29 protein-coding genes are annotated in these 22,847 nt (G+C 62.1%); 15 read left to right on the top strand and 14 right to left on the bottom strand.

Going from position 1 to position 22,847, the window contains the following annotated elements:
* Positions 1 to 74 precede the first annotated feature (74 nt).
* The 7 genes from DFP86_RS04415 to rplI all read left to right on the top strand — a co-directional run bounded on the left by DFP86_RS04415 (position 75) and on the right by rplI (position 6,063).
* Positions 75 to 3,308 (top strand): EAL domain-containing protein, encoded by a 3,234-nt coding sequence (locus DFP86_RS04415; protein WP_243729302.1) that lies wholly within the window; start codon positions 75 to 77, stop codon positions 3,306 to 3,308.
* Between the two features lie 97 nt (positions 3,309 to 3,405).
* Positions 3,406 to 4,161: a 23S rRNA (guanosine(2251)-2'-O)-methyltransferase RlmB gene (gene rlmB / locus DFP86_RS04420; RefSeq protein ID WP_133678804.1), complete on the top strand. Its 756-nt coding sequence runs from the start codon at positions 3,406 to 3,408 to the stop codon at positions 4,159 to 4,161.
* Positions 4,158 to 4,472: a metal-sensitive transcriptional regulator gene (locus DFP86_RS04425; RefSeq protein ID WP_133678805.1), complete on the top strand. Its 315-nt coding sequence runs from the start codon at positions 4,158 to 4,160 to the stop codon at positions 4,470 to 4,472. Before rlmB ends, DFP86_RS04425 begins: the two co-directional genes overlap by 4 nt.
* Before the next feature lie 200 nt (positions 4,473 to 4,672).
* Positions 4,673 to 5,050 (top strand): 30S ribosomal protein S6, encoded by a 378-nt coding sequence (gene rpsF, locus DFP86_RS04430; protein WP_133678806.1) that lies wholly within the window; start codon positions 4,673 to 4,675, stop codon positions 5,048 to 5,050.
* Positions 5,051 to 5,060: 10 nt separating this feature from the next.
* Positions 5,061 to 5,360 carry a primosomal replication protein N gene (gene priB / locus DFP86_RS04435; protein WP_133678807.1) on the top strand — a complete coding sequence of 100 codons (300 nt, stop codon included), beginning with the start codon at positions 5,061 to 5,063 and terminating at the stop codon, positions 5,358 to 5,360.
* A gap of 4 nt (positions 5,361 to 5,364) precedes the next feature.
* Positions 5,365 to 5,592, top strand: a complete 228-nt coding sequence (gene rpsR / locus DFP86_RS04440; protein ID WP_133678808.1) for a 30S ribosomal protein S18 — start codon at positions 5,365 to 5,367, stop codon at positions 5,590 to 5,592.
* Positions 5,593 to 5,613: 21 nt separating this feature from the next.
* On the top strand, positions 5,614 to 6,063 hold the full coding sequence (gene rplI, locus DFP86_RS04445; RefSeq protein WP_133678809.1) for a 50S ribosomal protein L9: 450 nt from the start codon (positions 5,614 to 5,616) through the stop codon (positions 6,061 to 6,063).
* Positions 6,064 to 6,148: 85 nt separating this feature from the next.
* On the opposite strand, the gene DFP86_RS04450 is transcribed toward rplI, so the two are convergent.
* The 10 genes from DFP86_RS04450 to purM form a co-directional block, all read right to left on the bottom strand.
* A complete protein-coding gene (locus tag DFP86_RS04450; protein ID WP_133678810.1) occupies positions 6,149 to 6,703 on the bottom strand; it encodes a hydrolase in 555 nt (184 codons plus the stop codon).
* Between the two features lie 82 nt (positions 6,704 to 6,785).
* Positions 6,786 to 8,030, bottom strand: a complete 1,245-nt coding sequence (locus tag DFP86_RS04455; protein WP_133678811.1) for a uracil-xanthine permease family protein — start codon at positions 8,028 to 8,030, stop codon at positions 6,786 to 6,788.
* Between the two features lie 33 nt (positions 8,031 to 8,063).
* The gene (locus tag DFP86_RS04460) at positions 8,064 to 8,702 is read right to left on the bottom strand and encodes a hypothetical protein (RefSeq protein ID WP_133678812.1); all 639 of its coding nucleotides are present in this window, start codon (positions 8,700 to 8,702) and stop codon (positions 8,064 to 8,066) included.
* Between the two features lie 91 nt (positions 8,703 to 8,793).
* Positions 8,794 to 9,426 carry a uracil phosphoribosyltransferase gene (gene upp / locus DFP86_RS04465; RefSeq protein WP_133678813.1) on the bottom strand — a complete coding sequence of 211 codons (633 nt, stop codon included), beginning with the start codon at positions 9,424 to 9,426 and terminating at the stop codon, positions 8,794 to 8,796.
* Positions 9,427 to 9,638: 212 nt separating this feature from the next.
* On the bottom strand, positions 9,639 to 9,956 hold the full coding sequence (gene grxD, locus DFP86_RS04470) for a Grx4 family monothiol glutaredoxin (RefSeq protein WP_133678814.1): 318 nt from the start codon (positions 9,954 to 9,956) through the stop codon (positions 9,639 to 9,641).
* A gap of 57 nt (positions 9,957 to 10,013) precedes the next feature.
* Positions 10,014 to 11,381 carry a chloride channel protein gene (locus tag DFP86_RS04475; protein WP_133678815.1) on the bottom strand — a complete coding sequence of 456 codons (1,368 nt, stop codon included), beginning with the start codon at positions 11,379 to 11,381 and terminating at the stop codon, positions 10,014 to 10,016.
* A gap of 51 nt (positions 11,382 to 11,432) precedes the next feature.
* Positions 11,433 to 12,686, bottom strand: coding sequence for an RsmB/NOP family class I SAM-dependent RNA methyltransferase (locus DFP86_RS04480; RefSeq protein ID WP_208108235.1), 1,254 nt, complete (start codon positions 12,684 to 12,686; stop codon positions 11,433 to 11,435).
* Entirely contained in the window at positions 12,686 to 13,738 is a 1,053-nt protein-coding gene (locus tag DFP86_RS04485) for a DUF3108 domain-containing protein (RefSeq protein ID WP_133678817.1), read from the bottom strand. The genes DFP86_RS04480 and DFP86_RS04485 overlap by 1 nt, the downstream gene beginning before the upstream one ends.
* On the bottom strand, positions 13,735 to 14,370 hold the full coding sequence (purN, locus tag DFP86_RS04490; RefSeq protein ID WP_133678818.1) for a phosphoribosylglycinamide formyltransferase: 636 nt from the start codon (positions 14,368 to 14,370) through the stop codon (positions 13,735 to 13,737). Before purN ends, DFP86_RS04485 begins: the two co-directional genes overlap by 4 nt.
* A gap of 63 nt (positions 14,371 to 14,433) precedes the next feature.
* Entirely contained in the window at positions 14,434 to 15,471 is a 1,038-nt protein-coding gene (gene purM / locus DFP86_RS04495; protein ID WP_166642146.1) for a phosphoribosylformylglycinamidine cyclo-ligase, read from the bottom strand.
* 208 nt (positions 15,472 to 15,679) lie between these two features.
* Between purM and hda the strand changes: the two genes are divergently transcribed.
* Genes hda through DFP86_RS04520 form a run of 5 tightly spaced genes read left to right on the top strand, consistent with a single transcriptional unit; the run spans position 15,680 to position 19,255 of the window.
* Complete coding sequence (hda, locus tag DFP86_RS04500; protein ID WP_133678820.1) at positions 15,680 to 16,354, top strand: DnaA regulatory inactivator Hda; 675 nt, start codon at positions 15,680 to 15,682, stop codon at positions 16,352 to 16,354.
* Entirely contained in the window at positions 16,351 to 17,016 is a 666-nt protein-coding gene (locus tag DFP86_RS04505; RefSeq protein ID WP_133678821.1) for an HAD family hydrolase, read from the top strand. The genes hda and DFP86_RS04505 overlap by 4 nt, the downstream gene beginning before the upstream one ends.
* A gap of 9 nt (positions 17,017 to 17,025) precedes the next feature.
* On the top strand, positions 17,026 to 17,889 hold the full coding sequence (locus DFP86_RS04510; protein WP_133678822.1) for an ATP-binding protein: 864 nt from the start codon (positions 17,026 to 17,028) through the stop codon (positions 17,887 to 17,889).
* Positions 17,889 to 18,836, top strand: coding sequence for a Nudix family hydrolase (locus DFP86_RS04515; RefSeq protein WP_133678823.1), 948 nt, complete (start codon positions 17,889 to 17,891; stop codon positions 18,834 to 18,836). The genes DFP86_RS04510 and DFP86_RS04515 overlap by 1 nt, the downstream gene beginning before the upstream one ends.
* The gene (locus tag DFP86_RS04520; protein WP_133678824.1) at positions 18,833 to 19,255 is read left to right on the top strand and encodes a hypothetical protein; all 423 of its coding nucleotides are present in this window, start codon (positions 18,833 to 18,835) and stop codon (positions 19,253 to 19,255) included. Before DFP86_RS04515 ends, DFP86_RS04520 begins: the two co-directional genes overlap by 4 nt.
* Before the next feature lie 68 nt (positions 19,256 to 19,323).
* On the opposite strand, the gene DFP86_RS19235 is transcribed toward DFP86_RS04520, so the two are convergent.
* The 4 genes from DFP86_RS19235 to DFP86_RS04530 all read right to left on the bottom strand — a co-directional run bounded on the left by DFP86_RS19235 (position 19,324) and on the right by DFP86_RS04530 (position 21,204).
* Entirely contained in the window at positions 19,324 to 19,479 is a 156-nt protein-coding gene (locus DFP86_RS19235) for a hypothetical protein (protein ID WP_166642147.1), read from the bottom strand.
* Positions 19,480 to 19,624: 145 nt separating this feature from the next.
* On the bottom strand, positions 19,625 to 19,768 hold the full coding sequence (locus tag DFP86_RS19240; RefSeq protein ID WP_166642148.1) for a hypothetical protein: 144 nt from the start codon (positions 19,766 to 19,768) through the stop codon (positions 19,625 to 19,627).
* Positions 19,769 to 19,807: 39 nt separating this feature from the next.
* Positions 19,808 to 20,677, bottom strand: coding sequence for a 4-hydroxybenzoate octaprenyltransferase (gene ubiA / locus DFP86_RS04525; protein WP_133678825.1), 870 nt, complete (start codon positions 20,675 to 20,677; stop codon positions 19,808 to 19,810).
* Positions 20,674 to 21,204, bottom strand: coding sequence for a chorismate--pyruvate lyase family protein (locus DFP86_RS04530; RefSeq protein ID WP_243729303.1), 531 nt, complete (start codon positions 21,202 to 21,204; stop codon positions 20,674 to 20,676). The genes ubiA and DFP86_RS04530 overlap by 4 nt, the downstream gene beginning before the upstream one ends.
* A gap of 81 nt (positions 21,205 to 21,285) precedes the next feature.
* On the opposite strand from DFP86_RS04530, the gene DFP86_RS04535 reads away from it, so the two are divergent.
* From DFP86_RS04535 to DFP86_RS04545, 3 genes are read left to right on the top strand one after another with little or no spacing between them, the layout of a single operon-like run.
* Positions 21,286 to 21,639, top strand: a complete 354-nt coding sequence (locus DFP86_RS04535) for a CidA/LrgA family protein (RefSeq protein WP_133678827.1) — start codon at positions 21,286 to 21,288, stop codon at positions 21,637 to 21,639.
* Positions 21,636 to 22,346: an LrgB family protein gene (locus tag DFP86_RS04540; protein WP_133678828.1), complete on the top strand. Its 711-nt coding sequence runs from the start codon at positions 21,636 to 21,638 to the stop codon at positions 22,344 to 22,346. Before DFP86_RS04535 ends, DFP86_RS04540 begins: the two co-directional genes overlap by 4 nt.
* A gap of 30 nt (positions 22,347 to 22,376) precedes the next feature.
* Positions 22,377 to 22,835, top strand: a complete 459-nt coding sequence (locus DFP86_RS04545) for a SixA phosphatase family protein (RefSeq protein ID WP_133678829.1) — start codon at positions 22,377 to 22,379, stop codon at positions 22,833 to 22,835.
* Positions 22,836 to 22,847: the final 12 nt, after the last annotated feature.

The raw sequence follows: 22,847 nt of genomic DNA on the forward strand, positions 1-22,847 counted from the left end.
GGTTCCCGACTGGATCGATCATCCAGGAGAACGGGCGGCCGGCCGAGGGTGCGACGATGAGGGAATTCGCGGGCGTGAATGCCAAAAGATTGTCCGACGCAGGGGGCTTCCTCTGTTTTCTTGTTGCCCTGGCGTTGTGGCCACGGGCGCCGCTTGCCGCCATTTCGCTGGCCTCTTTTTTGCCGCATGGGCTATTTGCCGCGCAGATCGTGCGTGCACGCCGGGCCGGCTTGCTCTGGTGGTGGCCGCTCGCCGCGTTCCTCGGCATGTTGCCGTTCGCCTCGGCAGGCTGGGCGCTCACCCTGGCGGCTTCCCTATACTTGCTGGCCGCGGCGCTGACGCTCGTCGGCCTGACCGTGGAGCGCGATTGGCTGGCCAGCCCGCTATGGCTGCTGCGGCTGGTCGCCCGGTTGATCTTCTATCCCGCCTTATTGGTGGCGCTGCTGCTATCGCTGCTGTCGCTGCTGTTCGATGTGTCGGTGCATTTGTTGTCCTGGGGCGGCATGGCTTGGGGCGACATCAGTCTCTGTCTGGCGGCGCTTGTGCCGATGGTGTTCTGCGCCGAACTGGGTTCGCGTCGGCGCCTGTTCGAACTGGCGATGTACGGGCTCTTGACGCTAGGGATCGGCATGGCGCTCTATCCGGGGCGCCACCTGCTCTTATTCCCCAGCGCACTGCTGTTCCTGCCGGTCATGCTGGTGGCGGCCTTCCGACTCACCTTGCGCGGTGTGGCGCTGGTCAGCGCCACGGTGATGGTGATGTTGACCTTGTTCAACGCCGGCGGGCCGGCCTATGGCGCGCTGGCCGACGGCGTGGTGCTGCTCTCGGCGGTGATCGCCGGCTTGATGATGGCGGCGGTGGTGGAGATCCAGCGTCGCAACGAGCGCAGCCTGGGCGAATTCCAGGCCCGCATCGAAGCGCTCGTCAATAACAGCCCGAATCTGATGGCCTTCAAGGGGCTCGATGGCCGCTACGCCATGGTCAACCGCGCTTATGCCGCCCATGTCGGTAAGGCGCCGATCGACATGATCGGCAAGCGGCCGAGCGAACTGTTCCCGGTCGAGATCGCCACGCGCATCCGCGCCCAGGACGAGATGGTGCTGCGTTGCCTGGAGCCGCGGCAGTTCGAATACGACAACGATCTGGGCGGCGGCGATTATTTCCTGCTCGAAACCAAATTCCCGCTATTCGACGCACAAGGTCTGCCGGCCGGCATCGGTTCGGTGGTGACCGATATCTCCGAATCGCGCAAACAACAGCAGGCAGTGCTGGAGGCCGAACAGAAATACGGTGCGCTCATCGAGCAGTCGCTGGCCGGGATCTTCATTTTCCAAGATGGCCGGTTGGTCTATCTGAATGCCAAGCTGGCCGAGATGCTGGGCGGCAGCACCGAAATGCTGGAGAACTGCCGCCTGGAGGATATCCTGCCTTCGAGCGAGCTTGCGCGTGTGCGCGATTTGATACGGCACCGCTTTGACGACAATGTGCAGGTCATGCACTACACCACGCGTATCGTCCGCGCGGACGGCAGTCTTTTGGATGTCGAGGTGCATAGCCGGCTGTTCGATTACAACGGGCGTCCGGCCAGTATCGGTTTTGCGCTCGACATTTCCGATCGCATCGCCGCCGACGCCAACCAGAAGTTGACCGCCAAGGTATTCGAAACCTCGGCGGAGGGAATTTTGATCTGCGATGCCGAGCTGCGCATCATTGCAGTCAACGGGGCGTTCTCCCGTATCACCGGCTACTTGCGCGAGGAAGCGCTTGGCAAGGTGTCGCGCGTGTTCAGCGATGAAAGCCGCGGCAACTACGCCCAGATGATGAGCGCACTGAACGAACAGGGCTACTGGCGTGGCGAAATGTTGGATCGGCGCAAGAGCGGCGACTGGTATCCGGCCGAGCTATCGCTATCGCTGGTGCGCGATCCGCAAGGCGAAGTGGTCAATTATGTCGGGCTGTTCGCCGACATCACCGTGCGCAAGCAGGCGCAGGAACGGATGAACTTCCTGGCCAACCACGACCCGCTGACCCGGCTGCCTAACCGCAGTTGCCTGATTTCGGCGCTGGAAGACCGGCTGCTGTCTATGAAGGAGGGCGAGGGCCAGTTGGCGGTCATCTTCATCGACCTGGACCGCTTTAAGCTGATCAACGATTCCTTCGGTCACCAGTCGGGCGACGAGCTGCTGCGGGTGATCGCCATCCGCTTGGCCAATACGGTCGGCGAGCGCGGCATGCTGGCACGCCTGGGCGGCGACGAATTCACTTTGCTGGTGTCGAGCTTCGACGGGCTTGGCGACCTGTCTGCGATTGCCGAACAGGTGTTGGGTGTGCTGGCCAAGCCGCTGCGGCTGGAAGAGCACGAGGTGTACGTGACCGGCAGTATCGGTATCAGCGTCTATCCCAACGATGGCGCCGACGCGCGCACACTGCTGAAGAATGCCGATGTGGCGATGTATCGCGCCAAGGATTCGGGCAAGAATACCCACGAGTTTTTCAATGCCGAAATGAACGCTCAGACCGTGGAGCGGCTGGTGTTGGAAAACAGTCTGCGCCAGGCGCTGGAACGCGACGAGTTCGAGTTGCATTTCCAGCCGCAGGTGAATGCGGTCAGCCGAGAACTGGTCGGCGTCGAGGTCTTGCTGCGCTGGCGGCATCCGCAGCAGGGGTTGGTGGCGCCGGGGCGCTTCATCCCGCTGGCCGAGGAAACCGGCTTGATCAAGCCGATCGGCGCCTGGGTGTTGCAGGCGGCCTGCCATCAGCTGCGACGCTGGGATCGCGAAGGGCTGATCATTCCGCGCGTGGCGGTCAATTTGTCGGCGCGTCAGTTCGAACAACCGAACCTGATCAGCCTGGTGGCCGGCGCGCTGGAGGAGAGCGGACTGGCGCCGCAACGACTTGAGCTCGAGATCACCGAGAGCATGATTATGCAGAATCCGGTCGAAACTGTGCGTATTCTCAATGAGCTGAAGCATTTGGGCGTGCAATTGGCGATCGACGATTTCGGTACGGGGTATTCCTCGCTATCCATCCTCAAACGTTTTCCGCTCGATTCGCTCAAGATCGACCGCTCGTTCGTCGACGGTCTGCCGCAAGATGGCGATAGCGCGGCGATCACCGAGGCGGTTCTGGCCATGGCGCGCAAGCTCGGCTTCGCCGTGGTGGCCGAAGGGGTCGAACACGAGGGGCAGGCGAACTTCCTGCAGGCCATCGGTTGCGACAGCTTACAGGGCTATTTCTTCGGTAAGCCGATGCCGGCCGAACATTTTGTCGTTTGGCTGGCTGCCGGCGAAGCCACGTTCGCACCGTAGCGTGCGTTCGCCGCAGCAAGCACCGCAACTAGGTGCCAAGGTTGCATTCGCCGCGGGCGCGCGGTTAAATAGCCGCGAATCCTTATATGAGTAAACAATGAGCAACAAGCGCCTGATACACGGGTTTCATGCCGTGAATGCCCGTCTGTGGCAAAACCCCAAGAGCCTGATCGAGATCTACCTGGGCAATGGCCGTCAAGACGAACGCGCGCGCGCCGTGGCCGAACGTGCCCAAGCGGAGGGGGTCAAGGTGCATCTGGTCGATAAGGCCCGGCTCGATAGCCTGACCGGCAATGCGCGTCATCAGGGGGTGGCGGCTTGGATCGACGCCAGCCATCAGTTCGTCAGCGTCGAGGACGTGCTGGAGAATTTACAGGAGCCGCCGCTGTTGCTGATTCTCGATGGCGTTACCGATCCGCACAATCTGGGTGCCTGCCTGCGGGTGGCCGACGCCATGGGCGCGCATGCGGTGATCGCCCCCAAGGATCGCGCGGCCAGCATCAACGCCACGGTGTCCAAGGTCGCCTGTGGCGCGGCGGAAAGCGTGCCTTACATCATGGTGACCAATCTGGCGCGCACGCTACGCGATCTCAAGGATGCCGGCATCTGGATCGCCGGCACCACGATGGAAGCCGATACCGATCTGTTCCACTTCGACCAGCGCGGGCCATTGGCCTGGGTGATGGGCGCCGAAGGCGAGGGCATGCGCCGCCTGACGCGCGAACATTGCGATGTGCTGGTGTCTATCCCGATGTTCGGCACGGTGGAAAGCCTGAATGTGTCGGTCTCGTCCGGCATGGTGCTGGCCGAGAGCCGCCGCCAGCGCGTCTTGGCCGGGGAGGGCCGGACATGAGCGAAACGTCGCGCGATTGCGGTTGTGCGCCACTGAACGACAAGTCGGTGGTTCAGCCGGACAAGACCAAACTGTTGCAGCGTCTGGCGCGCATCGAGGGCCAGGTGCGCGGCATCGGCGGCATGATCGCCGACGACCGCTACTGCGTCGACATCCTGACCCAGGTCGCGGCAGTCAAGTCGGCACTGGACGCCGTGGCGATGCAATTGCTGGAAAACCACGTTCACGGCTGCGTGACCCGTTCGCTCGGTACCGCCTCCGCCGAGGATATGGCGGCCGAATTGCTGGAAGTGGTGAAGAAGATTCGCTAGAACACGACGGTAGGCGCGGCTGTAGGGGGGATTTGTCGTAGGCAATCCGCCATCTCGCGATTGGTGCGATGCTGCGCGATCGCACCCTACACCCGCTCCTGCTTGCCCTCTGCGCGCAACTCGCGTAAAATCGCCCGGTTTAAACCCTTGCCTTCCCACACAACGCATGGTGGAAAGGCTTTAAGCCATAAGGAGTTCACATGCGGCATTACGAAATTGTGTTCATCGTCCATCCGGATCAGAGCGAACAAGTTCCGGCGATGATCGAACGCTACAAGGGCATGGTTGTCAGCGCTGGCGGTATCATTCATCGCCTGGAAGACTGGGGCCGCCGTCAACTGGCCTACCCGATCCAGAAGCTGCACAAGGCTCACTATGTTCTGATGAACATCGAGTGCGCGACCGAAACCCTCGCTGAACTTGAACACGCATTCAAATTCAACGACGCGGTTCTGCGTCATCTGACCATCAAGATGGCTCACGCTGTGACCGAAGCTTCCCCGATGATGAAGGACGAGAAGGCGAAAAACCTGCTCGACGGTCAGCAGCCGGCTGAAGAGGCTGAAGCCGCTGCTTGAGGCGGATGCATTGCAGAATCATTTGGTATTGACCGCGTCGGTCGAACGCGAAGAAGTCCTGAGATATACGCCCGCCGGCCTGCCGGTGCTGGAAATGTGGCTCAGACATCATTCGAAACAGAATGAAGCAGGCTTCGAGCGGGACGTGACCTGTGAAATCCAGGCCGTCTTGATCGGTAAACAGGCACCGCTTCACGCGGGGAAGTTGGCGGGCAACACGGTGGCTCTCACCGGGTTCCTCTCCCAGCGAAGCCTGAAAAATCCGCGGTTGGTACTGCATATCGAACACGTTGAATTTGTAAAAGGTTAGACAAATGGCACGTCAACTCTTTAAGCGCAAGAAGTTCTGCCGCTTCACGGCAGAAGGCATCAAGGAAATCGACTACAAGTCGGTTGAATTGCTGAAGGATTTCATCGCCGAAAACGGCAAGATCATCCCGGCTCGCATCACCGGTACCAAGGCTCGCTATCAGCGTCAGCTGACCACTGCGATCAAGCGTGCTCGCTTCCTGGCGTTCCTGCCGTACACCGATCAGCACTAATCCGGGAAAGGAACAGACAAGATGCAAGTAATTCTGCTCGAAAAAGTAGCCAACCTGGGTCAACTGGGCGATGTCGTCAAGGTCAAGGACGGCTACGGCCGTAACTTCCTGATCCCGCAAGGCAAGGCCAAGCGTGCGACCGAAGCCAACCTGAAGGAATTCGAAGCTCGCCGTGCCGAGCTCGAAGCCAAGCAGGCAGAGATCCTGGCTGATGCCAAGGCTCGTGGCGTGAAGCTGGAAGGCGCTGTTGTGACCATCGAACAAAAGGCCGGCGTTGACGGTCGTCTGTTCGGTTCGGTTACCAACGTCGACATCGCCGATGCGGTTACCGCGTTCGGCGTTGAAATCAAGCGTTACGAAGTTCGTCTGCCGAACGGCCCGCTGAAGGCCATCGGCGAATACGAACTGGAAATCGCCCTGCACCACGACGTGGTTGCACCGATCAAGGTGGTTGTGGCTGCTCTGGCCTAATCCCTTTATCTCGGCGTTTCTTAAAAGGCTGCCTGCGGGCAGCCTTTTTTATTGACTCGACGTGCCGGTGACGGCGCAACAGGAGCTAATCGGGCTGGTCGCCTTGCAGCCAGGCAACGCTGGCGGCTTTAAACGCCGCGGTGCCGGCTTGGCGTAGGGTTTCGAACAGCACCATCTCGCGGCTGACAATGTGCGCGCCGGCCTGGCGCAGACGTTCGAGGGCCAGTTGATGGTCGAGTGCGCGCCGGCTGCCGATCGCATCGGCGACGACGAACACGGTCTTGCCAAGGCGGAGTAGGCCCTCGGCGGTTTGCAGCACGCAGACATGGCTTTCCATGCCGCACAGCACGAACTGTTGCTGCGACAGCGTCCATTCGGGCAGACAGCCGGCTGCCACGCAGCAGAAATGCACCTTTTCCACGGCTGGCGCATCGGGGGCCAGCGCCCTCAGTGCGGGGATCGTATGCCCCAGGCCGCGCGGGTACTGCTCGGAGAAAACGATCGGCAGGCCGCCGTCCCGACAGACGCCGATCAGCCAGGCTAGGCGGCTTTGCAGCCGGTCGGCATCCTGGATGGCGGGTAGCAGTTTTTCCTGTACGTCGATGACCAGTAGGACGGCTTGTTCCTTGTCGAGCAGCATGGCGGACTCCGCGATGGTTTATGCGATGATCATAGCGCAATGATGGTCGGCCCGGCGACTGTCATTACCGGGCCGACTCGCGTCAGATGTCCTGTCCTTCCTCGATGCCTTGATGGTTGGCGCTGCGTGCCGGGAGTACCAGATTCAGAATCAACGCCAACAGCGAGCATAGCCCGACACCGGCCAGGCCGAGGTCGCCGATCTTGAGTTCCAGCCCGCCAATGCCGACGGTCAGTACCACCGAGATAATGACCAGGTTGCGCGGTTGCATCAGGTCGACCTTGGCTTCGATCAGCGTTTTCAGGCCGATGGAGGCGATGGTGCCGAACAGTAGAACCATGATGCCGCCCATGACCGGCATCGGGATCGATTGCAACAATGCGTTGAATTTGCCGAAGAACGCCATGGCGATGGCGAAAAGCGCCGCCCAGGTCATGGTGACCGGATTGAAATTGCGCGTGATCATCACGGCGCCAGTGACTTCGGCATAGGTGGTGACCGGCGGGCCGCCGATCAGACCGGCGATGCAGACACCCAAGCCATCGCCGAACAGCGTGCGGTGCAGGCCCGGCGTCTTGGTGTAGTCCTTGCCGGTGACGCCGCCGATGGCCATGACGCCGCCGATGTGCTCGATGGCCGGGGCAATGGCCACAGGCAGCATGAAGAGCGCCGCCGCCCAGTTAACCTGGGGCGAGGCGAAGTGCGGCACGGCGAACCAGGGGGCGTCGGCGATCTTGCCGAGGTCGACCAAGCCCATGGCGACAGCGCTCAGGTAGCCGACGATGACGCCGGCCAGAATCGGCACCAGGCGGAACATGCCGCGGGCGAACAACGAGACGACGATGGTCGTGGCGAGCGATATGGCGGCCAGCAACAAGGCGCTATGGTAGGCAACCACCTGGGCGCCGCCGGCCCGACCCATGGCCATGTTGGAGGCGGCTTGCGCCACCGACAGACCGATGATCATGATGACCGGGCCGATGACCACCGGCGGCAGCAGCCGGTTGACCAATCCGATACCGCGCCAGCGGATCAGGGCCGAGAACACGAAGTACATGAAGCCGGCGCAAAAGAGGCCGAACATGGTCGAGGGCATGCCCCATGTGTGGGACGAGTAGATGATCGGGCCGATGAAGGCGAACGAGGAGCCGAGAAAGATCGGCACCTGGGCGCGGGTGCATAGCTGGAACATCAGGGTGCCGATGCCGCCGCCCAATAGCGCCATGGCCGGATTCAAGCCGGTCAGGAGCGGTACCAGAACCAGCGCGCCGAAAGCGACGAACAGGATCTGGGCGCCGGAGACGGCTTGCTTGAGGTGTTGAAACATAGATGATCTCTCAGTCTTGTGAAATATTTTTGGTTAAACCGTGCAGTACATGATGGCCTGGGCAATGATGTTGTTCTGATCTTGCGCCAGCGTGCTGTGCTGCCTGAACGACTGCACCATCCCTTGTACCCTGGTATAGGTTTCGTGATTCGGCAGGGCCTGGTAGGCGATGTCGACGCCTAGGCGCGCCGCCACCTTTTTGATGGTGGTCGGTTTGATGCAAACGTGCTCGAACGGCTTGCTGTAGGCGAGAAAGCAAGTGACCACGGGCCACTTGGCCGGGTTGGCGTTGTGGTCGTGGCGGCATAATTGCAGCACGTCGACAAAATTCGCGAAGCTCTCCGGGCCGAAGTGGTGCAATAGCTCGTACAAAGCTTGCAGGAACGGCTGGTGAATGTCGCTAAAACCCAGGTAATTGCGAAAGGCCATTTTTTCGAAAGTGCTGACCGTGGTGCTGCGGCCGATGATCTGGCGGCAGGTTTCGATCAGGGGCGCCAGTCTGCCTTGTGCCAGCGCCGCTGCCATGGTGTGCTCGGCCAGCCCCTCTTCGCACAGGCGGATGACGCTGGTAACGCTTTTGTGTTTTTTGCCCAGCTCTAGCCAGTCGGGGTCGGCGAGGCCGCCGGGAAAACGCAGCAGAAAGTCATGGTCGATTTGTTGCCAGTGATTCATGGCGCATCTCCTTCCAGGTTGCATGAGCGCAGGTTGAAAAAAAGCCGCTTGTCCGAAAGTGGCAAGCGGCGGTGGGTCTGGCATACATGGTTCAGGCGTGTTTGGTGCCGAAGATCTTGTCGCCGGCGTCGCCTAGCCCGGGGATGATGTAGCCGACCTCGTTGAGGTGGCTGTCGAGCGAGGCGGCATAGATCTGCACGTCGGGGTGGGCTTCGTTGACGATGCGCACGCCCTCGGGCGCGGCGACCATCACCACGGCCTTGATGTGCCGGCAACCCTTGCGCTTGAGCAGGTCGATGGTGGCGACCATCGAGCCGCCGGTGGCCAGCATCGGGTCGATGATCAGCGCAATGCGCTCGTTCAGGTTGTCGACGAACTTGTCGAAGTAGGGGACCGGTTCGAGGGTTTCCTCGTTGCGATACAGACCGACTACGCTGATCTTGGCCGAGGGCACCAGGTCGAGCACGCCGTCGAGCATGCCGATGCCGGCACGCAGGATAGGTACGACGGTGACTTTCTTGCCCTTGATTTGCTGAACTTCGATCGGGCCGCACCAGCCTTCGATGGTGACGGTTTCCAGCTCGAAATCGCGCGTGGCCTCATAGGCCAGCAGGCGGGCCAGTTCTTGCGTCAGTTGGCGGAATTTCATGGTGCTGATCTCGCCCTCGCGTAACAGGCCGAGTTTGTGCTGGATCAGCGGATGATTGACGACGGTGATGTTCATGCTTTGTCCCAGACCTTGAGAAAAAGCTGTTTTTCACCGACCGCGGTCGAGGAAAAACAGCTTTTTATACGTCACCGGCAGCTTTCGCTGCCGGCAGTAGCGGGTGTCTCGGCCGGCGCCGGTCGCCGGCGCCAACACCTGTCAGACACTGACGCAGGTATGGGAGGGTATTTTAGCACGGTGCGGCGCACAAAACCATGCCCTCTGAAATTTCAGACAGCGAATTCCTGCAGCAGGGTTTGCAGTTCGCCGTTCTGGTACATCTCGGCCAGGATGTCCGAGCCGCCGATGAACTCGCCCTTGACGTAGAGCTGGGGGATGGTCGGCCAGTTGGCGTAATCCTTGATGCCTTGGCGCACCAGCGGGTCGGCCAGGACGTCGACGGTGACGAACTTGTTGACGCCACAGGCCTTGATCAGTTGTACGGCGCGCGAGGAGAAGCCGCACTGCGGGAACTGGGCCGAACCCTTCATGTAGAGGACGACCGGATTTTCGGTCACGGTTTGCTTGATGAGTTGCTGGGTGTCCATGCGGGCTCCTGAATAATGGCTTGCGGGTCAATACCCGACCGTTTGAGTCGGGTTATTTTACGTGTCGCGTCGAAGCTGGTCAATTTGCGCTTCTTCGCGTCGGGCTTTGCGTAACAGCATGTAGCCCAATTCGCCATACAGCGCCTTGCGCGAGATGAGGCGCGATAGATTGGCGGCGATCAGCGCCGAAGCCATCAGCGGGATGATCATGCTGGAAGAATCGCTCATTTCCATCACGATGACGAAACCGGTCATCGGTGCCCTGGTCATGCCGGAGAAGAAGGCCACCATCCCGAGCAGGATGATGGCGGTCTGCGGTAGATCCGGCATGAGCGACGCCAGATTGAGGCCGATCCCGGCGCCAACGGCCAGCGACGGCGCTAGCGTGCCGCCGGGGGCGCCGCTGATGAAGCTGATCAGCATGGTCAACCATTTGAGCGGGCCGTAAGCTTCGAGACCGTCGCCGCCTTGCAGAATGATTTCCCGCGCGCGCCAGTAGCCGGTACCGAATGTGATGCCGCCCGCCATGATGCCGATGGCGGCGATGGCGATGCCACAGGCAATGGCGAACAGGATCGGGTTTTGCTGGCGCAAGCGATGGAATGGCCCTGGCAGGTTGGCGGACAGTTTCAGCATGATGCGGGCGGTCAAGCCGCCGATCAGCCCGCCGGCGATGCCGCAGACCGGCATGGCGATCCAGCCGTGGCGCAGGTCGAGCGTCACCGAGGTGATACCGAAATAGTTGTAATTGCCCTCCAGGCTCATCGCGGTCAGACCGGCGATGATCACCGACAGCAGGATGGTGGAGGTGGCGCGCTGATCGAAGGCGTGACTCATCTCCTCGATGGCGAACACGATGCCGGCAAGCGGGGCATTAAAGGCCGCGGCCACGCTGGCGGCGGCACCCGCCAGGATCAGACTGCGCGAGGTGCCTTCGTTCTTGATCGCCGCGCCGCGGTTGAGGCTGTATTTGATGGCTGCGCCGACCTGGACGATTGGCCCCTCGTAGCCGAAGGTGGCGCCGGAGGAGATGCCGATCAGCGTCAGCAACACTTGGCCTAAGGCCGCCTTGAGGGTGAGCAGTCGTTCGCGCAGCACCAGCGTGCCAGGGTGCAACGCGGCGATGGCCTGGGGGATACCGCCGCCGACCGCGCCGGCAAAGTATCGATTGAGCAGGAAGACCGATAGGCCCAGGCCGCATGGCGTGATCAACAAAGACCAGTAGGGCGAGTGGGCATAGGCGGCCTCGAACAGGATGTGCGCCCAATTGCTGCCGGTGGAGAAGACGAATGCCGTACAGCCGATCAACACGGCGGCGAGCCAGATCGGCGCACGCCGGCGCCATAGCGCGGTCGACAGGACGAAGTGCCGCAGGCGGCGACTCACCTGTTGCCTGAGCAGACCGGCGACATGTTGATCAGGCATGCGGCAATCGTCCTTTTCGAGGATTCGAATTTACTAATATTCTATGTTAAGTTATTTGCCATCCTTTGCCAAGATAACGGCAAAAAATCCATCCATGTTATCGCGCGCTGGGTTGATCGCTAGTGCATCGCCCATTGCCAGTGGAATCTTCAGCTCTTCGAGTGCCGTGCCTACCGGCACGATCCGATATTCCGGATGCGTGGAGAGGAAGGCATCGACGATCTGCTGATTCTCCTGCGGCAGCAGACTGCACGTCGCGTAGACCAGGCGGCCGCCGTCGCGCACCAGGCGGCTGGCGCTTTGCAGGATCGAGAGCTGCTGTTGATTGAGTGCCGCCACCGTTTCCGGCGATTGGCGGAACTTCAGGTCCGGGTTGCGGCGCAAGGTGCCCAGGCCGGAGCAGGGTGCGTCGACCAGCACACGGTCGATCTTGCCGGCCAGACGCTTGATGCGCGCGTCGTTCTCGTTGGCGATCAGTTGCGGGTGCACGTTCGACAGGCCCGAACGTGCCAGTCGCGGTTTGAGGTTGGCCAGGCGCCTTTCGGAAATGTCGAAGGCATAGAGGCGGCCGGTGGAGGCCATCTGCGCACCCAAGAGCAAGGTCTTGCCGCCGGCGCCGGCGCAGAAATCGGCCACCATCTCGCCGCGGCGTGCGCCAACTAGCAGACCGAGCAATTGGCTGCCTTCGTCCTGAACTTCGATAGCGCCGCTCTTGAATAGCTCAAGCCGGTTGAGCGCCGGTTTGCCCTCGACGCGAATACCGATCGGCGAGTAGGGAGTGGCGCAAGCCTTGATACCGGCTTCGTCCAGGCGGCACAGCGCTTCGTCGCGCTTCATCTTCAGGGTGTTGACGCGCAGATCGAGCGGCGCGCTCTGCATCATGGCGCGGCCCAATGCCATCACCGCTTCGGGCGAGGCGTCTTCCAGTCGGTCGATCACCCACTGCGGCAGCTCGGCCTGAATCGCCAGATCGTCCGGCAGCGTCCGGGCCTTGAGGGTGGACAGCCATTCGCTCTCGCTGTTTTTCAGGCAGCCGCCAAACTCTTTGAGGTTTAGGCCGCGCACCCGCGCCAGGGTGGCGAGCGCCAGGCGGCGCGCCGTAATGCGGTCGGGCTCGATAAGCGCGCGCAGTTGCGACAAGCGGCGCAAGCAGGCAAAGGCGGTCTCGGCGATCAGATGCCGATCCTGGGCCCCCAGCTTGTTGTTTTGGTGGAAATAATTCGACAGCACGGCGTCGGCCGGGCGGTCGAAGCTGAGAATCTGTCCGATAACGTTTTCGATATGTCCCAATTGGGCGGCGTGAATCATTTTTCGTGCTTTCTTGGTGTAGGTTTGGGCAGGTGCCACTCACTGTTGTCGTCGATGACGATGTCGGTGACGCGCATGTCCAGTTTCATTCTAGAGTCCGAACGAATAATTCGGATGGGTTGATTGGCGAAGTCCGGCGCGAGCCAGAATTCGGTGGTGTCGTCATTGCCGCTGGCGCGGAAGACCAGCGCGCGGATTTTGCCGAAGCCGGTGTCGAAATCGGCTTGGCCGACCGGCGCCAGTGGGTATTGGTAGACTTTCTTGCCGGTGGTGATTTGTACCGGTGGCGCCTCGGCCCCTTTCAGCGCCAATTGATAGATCAGACTGAAGATGTCTTGGGCGCCGTGCTGTAGCGGGACTTGTTGGCGGTTGTCGTCGCCGAAGTCCAGCACTTGTTGTTCCCAATCGAAGTGGGCGTGTTCGCGCGGCTCCTCGTTGCGCCAGGCTGCATAGTCGCTGGGCTGCAGGCCGTGGCGGCCGATATTGCCGCTGGAGCGATAGCGCAGCCTGGGGCCGATGATCGGCGCGATACGGCTCTCCAGCGTGTAATGTGTGCCTTCGCGCTGCCAATCGATGACGGCGATGCCGGCCATGAGCGCACCGTAGTACACCTGGTATTTGAGTTCGGCTGCCTTCGGGAAGCGCTTGAGCACGTGGTCGGGCAGCAGCCGGTTGTCGTCGTCCCCCTCCGCCAACGGAGCCGACGCGTCGTCAGGCGGGGTGGTTGCCACTTGATCTGTCGGTGCGGAGGCCGCTGCGCGGGCTTCGGCGCTTGAGGCGTCGCTGTGCGTCTTGGGGCTGGCGACGTTGCGTGGTTTGGCCGGCAGCGCGGCGATACGCATGCGTCCCGGAGGCGGGGCGCTCGGCGTGGGCGACCGCGCCGGCGCATTATCGAGTCGCATCGCGGTGAGCTTGATGCTGATGGGATCGAGCTTGTCGTCCGGCAGCGGCGCGAACGAGGGCAGCCAGCCCGATGCCATGATCGCCAGATGTAAGAGCAGCGATAGCAGCAGGGCCAGCGCCAGCGTGTAGCGCTTGGTGCGTTTCATTCGTCCGGGTTCGCCAGGGTGCCGGTTGCGCCGACATCGCCATGAACATAGACGCGGCCGTCGCGCCAAACCAGCCGGTCGGCGGCGAACCAGCCGATCACCTGCGGGTAGAGCCGGTGTTCCTGGGCCAGAACGCGGGCCGCCAGGCTCGTTTCATCGTCGTCCGGCAGTACCGGCACGGCTGCCTGGGCCACGATCGGGCCGTGATCGAGCTCGGCCGTGACAAAGTGCACGGTACATCCGGCCAGTTTGCAACCCGCCTCGATGGCTCGCCGATGGGTATGCAGGCCGGTGAAGGCCGGCAGCAGCGACGGATGGATGTTGAGCATCCTGCCCTCGTAGTGGCGGGTGAAGCCGGCGCTCAGGATGCGCATGAAGCCGGCCAAGACCACCAGGTCTGGCGCGAATTGGTCGATCTGGGCCTGCAGCGCGGCATCGAAGGTTTCGCGCGAGTCGTAGTGCCGATGATCGACGACGCGGGTCTCGATGCCGTGCTCGCGCGCGAAGGTCAGGCCGGCGGCATCGGCACGGTTGGCCAGCACCGCCTTGATCTGCGCGCCGGCGATGCGGGCACGCACGATGGCTTCCATATTGGAGCCGCGGCCGGAAATCAGGATGACGATGTTTTTCATGGGTATTGATCAAAAAAATGACGGCGCCGCGGGAGTCCTCCGCGGCGCCGTGACGGACGGGAGTCAGCTTACCCGGGTCTGGTGCTCGGCGCCATCCCGTTGACGGATCTTGCCAATGGTATAGACCGTTTCGCCCTGTTGCGTCAGGAACTCGCTCGCGGTTTGGGCGTGCTCGGCGGCCACCACCACCACCATGCCGATACCGCAATTGAACGTGCGGTACATTTCCTGCGCATCGACGCCGCCTTGTTGTTGCAGCCATTGGAACAGCGGAGGCAGCGGCCAGCTTTGGGCGTCGATTTCCGCTACCACGCCATCCGGCAGCACGCGCGGCGTATTTTCGGTGATGCCGCCGCCGGTGATGTGCGCCATGCCTTTGACCGGCAAGTGCTGCATCAGTGCCAATAGCGGTTTGACGTAGATGCGCGTCGGGGCGATGACCGCTTCGCGCAGCGACTGGCCGTTGGCGAACGGTGCATCCAGTTCGGGGTTGGCCCGTTCGATGATCTTGCGAATCAACGAATAGCCGTTGGAGTGCGCACCGTTCGATGCCAGCCCCAGCACCACGTCGCCCGGGCGGATGTCCTGGCCGGTGATGATGGCCGACTTTTCCACCACGCCGACGGCGAAGCCTGCCAGATCGTATTCGCCGATCGGGTACATGCCAGGCATCTCGGCGGTCTCGCCGCCGATCAGCGCGCAGCCAGCCTGTTCGCAACCGGCGGCGATACCTTTGACCACTTCGGTGGCTTGGGGCACGTCGAGCTTGCCGCAGGCGAAGTAGTCGAGGAAGAACAGCGGTTCGGCGCCTTGCACCAGGATGTCGTTGACACTCATGGCGACCAGGTCGATGCCCACGGTATCGTGGCGCTGCCAGTCGAAGGCCAGTTTCAGCTTGGTGCCGACACCGTCGGTACCGGAAACCAGTACCGGTTCGCGGTACTTTTTGGAAATTTCCACCAGTGCGCCGAAACCGCCGATACCGCCCAGCACTTCCGGACGCATAGTGCGCTTGGCATAGGGCTTGATGTTTTCGACTAGCGCATCGCCGGCGTCGATGTCGACACCGGCATCGCGATAACTGAGGGACGTGGGATTCAAGATCTGCTCGCTTTCTTCACGTGACATAGTTTGACGTCGAGCTTTCATCGGCATGAAAGCCGCTGTATTTTAACCGAATTTCGCTCATTGAGCAGGTTAATCTCCCGTCATGAGTCGTGAAAATGAGCTGGGAAAAAAACAAGGTTTCGCGAGTAGGGTGTCTCGGCGTAAAATCGAGGTCTGAACTTTCCTTCTTATACCTAAGATCTTGGATCAGCTCGTACTGGATTTAGCCCCCGTTCCCTTGCCGGTTTTCGATACCTTCGTCGCCGAGCGCAACCGGGAAGTGATCGCCGCCCTGGCCGACCCGGGCTGCGAGCGCTTTATCTATCTATGGGGCGAGGTCGGCAGCGGCAAGACCCACTTGCTGCAGGCCTGGATCGCCCATGCCGAAACTTTGGGGCGGTCGTCGATCTATCTCGACGCCAAGGCGGAGCGTCTGCCCGATTTCGCGCGCGAGGCCAGCTTCATCGCCGTCGATCACATCGACGACCTCGATCCGGACGATCAAATCACGCTGTTCTCCATCTACAACTCGCTCAAAGATGCTGGCACAGGCTATCTGCTGATGGCCGGACGCAAACCGCCGATGGCCTTGGCGTTGCGCGACGACTTGCGCACCCGGTTGGGTTGGGGACTGGTGTTCGAGGTCAAGGCGCTGTCGGACGAAGACAAGCTCGCGGCGCTGCATGCCCACGCCGCCAAGCGCCAGCTCGCCGTGGCCGACGATGTGTTCCGTTACCTGTTGACCCACTGGCGACGCGACCTGACCAGCCTGATCGCCATGCTCGACATGCTCGATCGCTATTCGTTGGCGATGCGCCGACCGATCACCGTGCCGCTGGTGAAGAACGTATTGCAAACCACAAGAGCCCAGCCATGAATCTCGCGATTTTCGATCTCGACAACACATTGATCAGTGGCGACTCCGAAGCGGAATGGCCGCGCTTCATGCAAAAGCGCGGACTGCTGCCGCAGTCGCATCTGGATCAGAGCGAGGTCTACTACCAGCAATACCTGGCCGGCACGCTGGATCTGAAAGCGGCGCTCGACCATCAACTGGCGCACCTGGCCGACTTCAGCCGTACCGAACTGGAACAGTTGCACGCCGAATACATGGTCGAACGCATTTTGCCGATCATTCCCGGCAAGGCGCGCGCCTTGCTGGCCGCCCACCGTGCCCAGGGCGACCTGGTGCTGATCATCACCGCCACCAATCGCTTCCTGACCGCGCCGATCGCCCGAGAGCTCGGCGTCGAGCACCTGATCGCCATCGAATTGGCCGAGGATGCCGACGGCAACTTCACCGGCCGTGCAGAGGGCGTGCTGAGCTTTCGCGAAGGCAAGATCGAGCGGCTGCATGCCTGGCTCGCCGAACGCGGCGAGCGCTTGGCGGATTACCGGCAAACCTTCTTCTACAGCGATTCGAAAAACGACCTGCCGCTCCTGTCGGTCGTCAGTCATCCGGTGGCGGTCGACCCCGATCCGGTATTGCTCGAGCACGCCGAGGCGCATGGTTGGCCGGTGATCTCGCTGCGCGACTGAGGATTGGGCATGGACAAGTTCGAACAGCTGATCGGCCGTGCCGAAGCCGTATTGGCGCGGCTGGAAACGCTGCTGCCGCCCGCCCCCAATCCGCCCGACTGGACCGCGTTAGCCTTCGTCTGGCGCCGCCAGGGCGCGGCCGGCTGGCTCGCAACCGTGCGCGAGCCGCACACTTTGCATCCCGAGCAATTGACCCATATCGATCGTCAGCGCGATCTGCTGATCCAGAACACGCGCCAGTTCGTGCTCGGCCGCCCGGCCAACAACGTGCTGCTGACCGGCGCGCGCGGTACCGGCAAAACCTCGCTGATCAAGACGTTGTTGCCGTTGTTCGCCGAGCGAGGCCTGCGTCTCATCGAAGTCGACAAGGGGCACCTGGCCGACCTGCCTATGATCGTCGACCTGGTGGCCGAGCGGCCCGAGCGGTTTATTCTGTTTTGCGACGATCTGTCGTTCGAGTCCGGCGACGATGGCTACAAGGCGCTCAAGGTGGCGCTCGACGGCGGCATTGGCCGCCGTGCCGATAACCTGCTGGTCTACGCGACCTCCAACCGTCGCCACTTGCTACCCGAGCAGCAGGCCGACAATCTCGACACCCACGCCCGCGACGGCGAGATCCACCCCGGTGAGGCCATCGAGGAAAAGATCTCCCTTTCCGATCGCTTCGGCTTGTGGTTGTCGTTCTATCCGTTCGATCAAGAAGCCTATCTGGATGCCGTGACGGGCTGGCTCGCACATTTCGGCGTCGAATTCGACCCGGTGGCCGAGCGCGCGGCACTACAGTGGGCACTGACGCGGGGCGGGCGCTCCGGTCGGGTGGCATGGCAATTCGCCTGCGACTGGGCCGGCCGCCGCAAAAAGGAGCGCAAGTGATGAGTCTCGACGCGAATACGCCGCGCATCATCGAAGTGGTGGCCGGCGTGCTGATGCGCCCGGACGGTAGCTATATGTTGGGCAGCCGGCCGGAGGGCAAGCCTTATGCCGGCTATTGGGAGTTTCCCGGCGGCAAGGTCGAGGCGGGCGAAAGCTTCGAACAAGCCCTGGCGCGCGAACTCGACGAAGAAATGGGCATCCGCATGTCGCGGGCCAGCTTCTGGTTGACGCGTGTGCATCACTACGAGCATGCCTCGGTGCGCCTGCACTTTTTCCGCGTCTGGGACTGGCAGGGCGAGCCGCGCCCGCTCGAAGGTCAGCGCTTTGCCTGGATGGCGCCGGGCACCGCGTCGGTCGAGCCGATGCTGCCGGCCAACGGGCCGATCCTCAAGGCGCTGGCGCTACCGTTCGTCTATGCCGTCACCTGTGCCCACTTGCTTGGCGAAGCGGCCATCCTGCGACGGTTGTCGGAGCCCGACGCACCGCAACTGGTGCTGGTGCGCGAGCCTGGTCTCGCGCCGGCCGAACTGGCGCGCTTTACCGCCGCAGTGGCCGAGCGGGTGCACGACTATGGCGGGCGCGTGCTGCTTCATGGCGACACACCGGAACTCGAAGGGCTGCCGGTGGACGGCGTGCATCTACCGGCGCGCCAACTCGCCGCCTGCACGGTACGGCCGGATGTTCCATGGGTGGGTGCCTCGGTGCATAACGCCGGCGAATTGGCACGCGCCGGCGAACTGGGGTTCGACTATGCGCTGCTCGGCCATGTGCAGCCGACCGATAGCCATCCCGGGCAGTCGCCGCTCGGCTGGGAGGGCTTCGAGGCGATACGGGCAGCGACCACGCTGCCGGTCTATGCCTTGGGCGGTCTGAACATGCGGGATCTGGATCTGGCTCAACGCCATGGTGCGCACGGCGTGGCGTTGATGCGCGGGGCCTGGGCATGAGCCGACGCCAGTGGCTGCTGTTCGGTGCGGCGTTGCTGGCGCTGGGGTTGGTCAAATTGGCATTGGTGGCTTGGTATCTGCGCGGTCATGACGATACTGCGGAAGAAACCGTGTCGTGCGCACAGGGGGCCGGCGATTGTCGGCTACCGGGTGGTGCCCGGCTGCGTTTCCTTGATCAGCCGAGGGCTGGACAGCCGTTTTCGATCGAACTATCCGGTGTGACGGCGGGAATCGAACCCGCGGCCGAGTTCAGCATGCAAAGCATGGATATGGGTTTCAATCGTTACCGCTTCGTGCCGGACCATGCGGTGTGGCGCCTGCGCGCGACGCTGCCTGTATGCGTGAGCGGTCGGCGCGATTGGCAGATGACGCTGTTGCTCGATGGTCATCGCTACCGCATGCCGCTGCAGGTACGCTGAGACCGCCGGGTGCCTAAACGACAACGGGCGCATGCGGCGCCCGTTGCAGGATGTCGACGCGACGAGCGTTAGGCGGCCGAAGCCATCTTCTTCTTCATCATCTTCTTGTGCATCGGCTTGTGTTGCTTTTCCATCTTCTTCATGTGCATCGGCGCCGAGGCATCGGCGGCAAAGGTGGGCAGGGCGATAGCGCAGGCGATCATCATGGCGAGCAGTTTTTTCATGGTAATGCGTTTCCTTTGCTGAATGGACTGAAAGAACCGCGCCCCGATTCGACGCGCGGTATCCGATAATAAGCAATATGAATAAAAGATGGTAGCCGTATAAAAGAACGGGCCGGCCGCCGCGGGCTCCTACTCGCTGCGTTGCTTAGTTCTTTAAGTGATGATCCAGCTCTTGGTGGGCTTTTTTGTGTAGCACTTTATGAGCTTTGTGGTGGAGGCTTTGTTGTGCGGCAACGGCGGGCAGCACCAAGGACGCTGCAATGAGCGCCACGAATACGCGTTTCATCATCTCGTCATCTCCTGTGGTGAATAACCGCGAGAACGCGTGCTATCGCAGCAAATAATCCAGTGCGATACCGGCAAAGAGTGCGGCGCCAACCCGATTATTATCCAGAAAAACCTTGAAGCAGCGCTGGCGGTCGCGGCCCTTGATCTCGCGATACTGAATAATAATCAAAATCACAGAAAATAATACAAAGACATAAAATGTGTTGCCGAAGCGCCACTGCAGCCCGAGCCAGGACAGCAGCAGCAGGAAGACCGCATGGCACAGCATGATGGCCAGAACGTCATGGTCGCCGAAGGTAATGGCCGAGGTTTTGATGCCGATCTTCAGGTCGTCCGGCTTGTCGGCCATGGCGTAGGCGGTATCGTAGGCGACCACCCAGAAGCCGGTGGCCAGCGTCAATAGCCAGGCCGTGCCCGGTACCGTGCCGGTGATGGCGGCGAACGCCATCGGGATGCCGAAGGAGAAGGCGATGCCCAAGTAGGCCTGCGGCAGCGGAAAGAAACGCTTGGTAAACGGATAACTCGCGGCGACCAGCACGGCGATCACGCTCAATTCCAGCGTCAGTGCGTTGAGCGGCAGGATCAGCAGCAGCGACAACAGCGCCAGGCCAGTGGCCAAGAGCAGTGCCTCGCGGCCGCTGACTGCCTTGCGGGCGAACGGTCGGCCGCTGGTACGGGCCACCTGGCCGTCGAAGTCGCGGTCGGCATAGTCGTTGATCACGCAGCCCGCCGAGCGCATCAGGAAGGTGCCGAGCACGAAGATCGCCAGGATGGCTAGCGGCGGGTGGCCGTTGGATGCGATCCATATCGCCCACAGGGTCGGCCATAGCAATAGCAGGGTGCCGATCGGCTTGTCGATTCGCATCAACTGGCAGTACAGCGCCAGCCGTTGCCGCAGCGCCGGACTCATAGGAAGGTCTCCAACACGGGTAGAAAGACTTCGCAGACGTTCAACGCGGCCGCATCGAGGATGAAATTCGAGCGCCGGGCGGCATAGCGCGACGCATCGGACAGATCCAGGCCCCGCGCCAGATTGAACAGCGCCAGACCTGGGTGAAGCTCACGGTAGTGCAAGGGGGCGCGTATAATCTCGCTACTTCGGTCGAACAGCGTCAGACCCAGCGAGCGGCTGCCGCGCGCCAGCACCGGTTCCCAAATCGGGCAACCGCTCCGGGCGATGCTGCGTGCGACGACGACGCAAACGCCGTCGAGCATGAGGGCGACATGCCGGGCCGTGAGCGGCGCTCCGGCGTCGAGGCCGATCAGCCCCGCCTCGTCGGGCGCGGCGGCGGAGGGACCCTGGTATAAGACGCGCACGGAGAAGTCGTGCCCGGTGGCGATCAGTCGCTCGGTCAGGGAGCCTTCTTCCGTGAGGCAGGATCGCATGGCGGGCGAAAGGTGTGGCGGGTTGCCCGCCCAATATTTATCGGCAAACATGGCACACATTATGCCAAACGTAAGGTTCGCTGTCCCGTGCCGGCCTGGCGCATGGGGTATCGATAAGAATCGAGCGACATCATGTTGAATGCACTGATCTGGCTGTTGGGCTATCAAATCGCGGGCGAGGCCATCTGCCGAGCGCTGTCGCTGCCTGTGCCGGGGCCAGTATTGGGCATGCTGCTATTGTTCTTGACCCTGTGTGTGCGCCGCACGGTTCCCGATGCATTGCGCGCCACCGTTCCGGGGTTGTTGCGCCATCTGTCGCTGCTATTCATTCCGGCCGGCGTCGGCGTCGTGCTGTGGCGGTCGCTGCTGGCGCCATTCGCCTGGCAGTTGCTGCTGATCGTCTTCATGGCGACATGCCTCACCTGGCTGGCCGCAGCCGGCCTGCTGCACTGGCTCCGCCGCCCAACGCACGGGAGCCGCGCATGAACGCCGCGCTCGACGCGATCCGGCATTCGCCGTTGACTGGGCTATTTCTCACGTTGCTGGCCTACCGGCTGGCCATCGCGCTCAACCGACGTTGCCACGGCCACCCGTTGACCAATACCGTGCTGGTCGGCGTACTGCTCGTTATCTCGGTGTTGTGGGGCTCGGGCATGCAATACCAGGAATATATGTCAGGCGCGCGCTTCATCCATCTGCTGCTTGGTCCGGCCACCGTGGCGCTGGCGGTACCGCTGTACGACAACCTGCATCATCTGAAGCGCAGCGCGCCGGCATTGTTTTTTGCGCTGCTGTTCGGCGGCGTGGTCGGCATCCTGTCTGGCGCGGTGCTCGGCCAGTTGTTCGGCCTGCCTCGTCCTATCCTGTTGTCCATCCTGCCGCGATCGGCGACCACGCCGATCGCCATGGGGATCGCCGAGCAGGTGGGGGGCATTCCATCGGTGGCGGCGGCCTGCGTCATTCTGACCGGTATCGTCGGCGCCGCCATGCTCGGGCCGTTGCGCCAGCGCTTTCCTCGGCTGGACGATCTGACGCTGGGCTTCGCCACCGGTATCGCCGCCCATGGCGTCGGCACGGCGCGCGCCCTGCAGTTGTCGGAAACCGCCGGTGCTTTCGCCGGCCTGGCCATGGGACTCAACGGCCTCATGACGGCCGTGCTGGTGCCATTGTTTTGCAGTATTCTGCAGTTATAACTGGTTCGAATTTTAAAACATGGAGGGGCGATGGATCTGATTCTATGGCGTCACGCCGAGGCCGAGGAGGGCTCGGACGATCTGCACAGGGCGCTGACCCGCAAGGGGCAGCAGCAAGGGCGCAGCATGGCGGCATGGCTTAGCCAGCGTTTGCCTGACGACTATGTGGTACTGGCCTCCGAGGCGAAGCGTTCGAAGCAGACCGCCGCCTTTCTCAGCAAGGGCTACCAGGTGGATGCCGGGCTTAACCCCGGTGCGGCGCTGGAAGACGTGCTGGCGGTGATCGACCAGTACCACGAGGTGGACACGGTGGTGTTGGTCGGCCACCAACCCTATCTCGGTCGCTTGGCTGCGCGGCTGATGTCCGGCGATCCGCAATACTGGAACATCAAGAAGGGCGCCATTTGGTGGCTGGGACTACGTCACCAGACCGGTGGCGACCCGGTGCGACTCAAGGCCATGATCACCCCTGGCATGTTGGATGATTGACTTACGCTACAA

The organism is Paludibacterium purpuratum (genome assembly GCF_004363805.1).
Lineage (GTDB): Bacteria > Pseudomonadota > Gammaproteobacteria > Burkholderiales > Chromobacteriaceae > Paludibacterium > Paludibacterium purpuratum.

Bases quoted from the DNA above. Each gene is read 5' to 3' on its own strand.
- rlmB (WP_133678804.1), top strand. From the start codon at position 3,406: ATGAGCAACAAGCGCCTGATACACGGGTTTCATGCCGTGAATGCCCGT.
- DFP86_RS04425 (WP_133678805.1), top strand. From the start codon at position 4,158: ATGAGCGAAACGTCGCGCGATTGCGGTTGTGCGCCACTGAACGACAAG.
- rpsF (WP_133678806.1), top strand. From the start codon at position 4,673: ATGCGGCATTACGAAATTGTGTTCATCGTCCATCCGGATCAGAGCGAA.
- rpsR (WP_133678808.1), top strand. From the start codon at position 5,365: ATGGCACGTCAACTCTTTAAGCGCAAGAAGTTCTGCCGCTTCACGGCA.
- rplI (WP_133678809.1), top strand. From the start codon at position 5,614: ATGCAAGTAATTCTGCTCGAAAAAGTAGCCAACCTGGGTCAACTGGGC.
- DFP86_RS04450 (WP_133678810.1), bottom strand. From the start codon at position 6,703: ATGCTGCTCGACAAGGAACAAGCCGTCCTACTGGTCATCGACGTACAG.
- DFP86_RS04455 (WP_133678811.1), bottom strand. From the start codon at position 8,030: ATGTTTCAACACCTCAAGCAAGCCGTCTCCGGCGCCCAGATCCTGTTC.
- DFP86_RS04460 (WP_133678812.1), bottom strand. From the start codon at position 8,702: ATGAATCACTGGCAACAAATCGACCATGACTTTCTGCTGCGTTTTCCC.
- upp (WP_133678813.1), bottom strand. From the start codon at position 9,426: ATGAACATCACCGTCGTCAATCATCCGCTGATCCAGCACAAACTCGGC.
- grxD (WP_133678814.1), bottom strand. From the start codon at position 9,956: ATGGACACCCAGCAACTCATCAAGCAAACCGTGACCGAAAATCCGGTC.
- DFP86_RS04475 (WP_133678815.1), bottom strand. From the start codon at position 11,381: ATGCCTGATCAACATGTCGCCGGTCTGCTCAGGCAACAGGTGAGTCGC.
- DFP86_RS04485 (WP_133678817.1), bottom strand. From the start codon at position 13,738: ATGAAACGCACCAAGCGCTACACGCTGGCGCTGGCCCTGCTGCTATCG.
- purN (WP_133678818.1), bottom strand. From the start codon at position 14,370: ATGAAAAACATCGTCATCCTGATTTCCGGCCGCGGCTCCAATATGGAA.
- DFP86_RS04505 (WP_133678821.1), top strand. From the start codon at position 16,351: ATGAATCTCGCGATTTTCGATCTCGACAACACATTGATCAGTGGCGAC.
- DFP86_RS04510 (WP_133678822.1), top strand. From the start codon at position 17,026: ATGGACAAGTTCGAACAGCTGATCGGCCGTGCCGAAGCCGTATTGGCG.
- DFP86_RS04515 (WP_133678823.1), top strand. From the start codon at position 17,889: ATGAGTCTCGACGCGAATACGCCGCGCATCATCGAAGTGGTGGCCGGC.
- DFP86_RS04520 (WP_133678824.1), top strand. From the start codon at position 18,833: ATGAGCCGACGCCAGTGGCTGCTGTTCGGTGCGGCGTTGCTGGCGCTG.
- DFP86_RS19235 (WP_166642147.1), bottom strand. From the start codon at position 19,479: ATGAAAAAACTGCTCGCCATGATGATCGCCTGCGCTATCGCCCTGCCC.
- DFP86_RS19240 (WP_166642148.1), bottom strand. From the start codon at position 19,768: ATGATGAAACGCGTATTCGTGGCGCTCATTGCAGCGTCCTTGGTGCTG.
- ubiA (WP_133678825.1), bottom strand. From the start codon at position 20,677: ATGAGTCCGGCGCTGCGGCAACGGCTGGCGCTGTACTGCCAGTTGATG.
- DFP86_RS04530 (WP_243729303.1), bottom strand. From the start codon at position 21,204: ATGTTTGCCGATAAATATTGGGCGGGCAACCCGCCACACCTTTCGCCC.
- DFP86_RS04535 (WP_133678827.1), top strand. From the start codon at position 21,286: ATGTTGAATGCACTGATCTGGCTGTTGGGCTATCAAATCGCGGGCGAG.
- DFP86_RS04540 (WP_133678828.1), top strand. From the start codon at position 21,636: ATGAACGCCGCGCTCGACGCGATCCGGCATTCGCCGTTGACTGGGCTA.
- DFP86_RS04545 (WP_133678829.1), top strand. From the start codon at position 22,377: ATGGATCTGATTCTATGGCGTCACGCCGAGGCCGAGGAGGGCTCGGAC.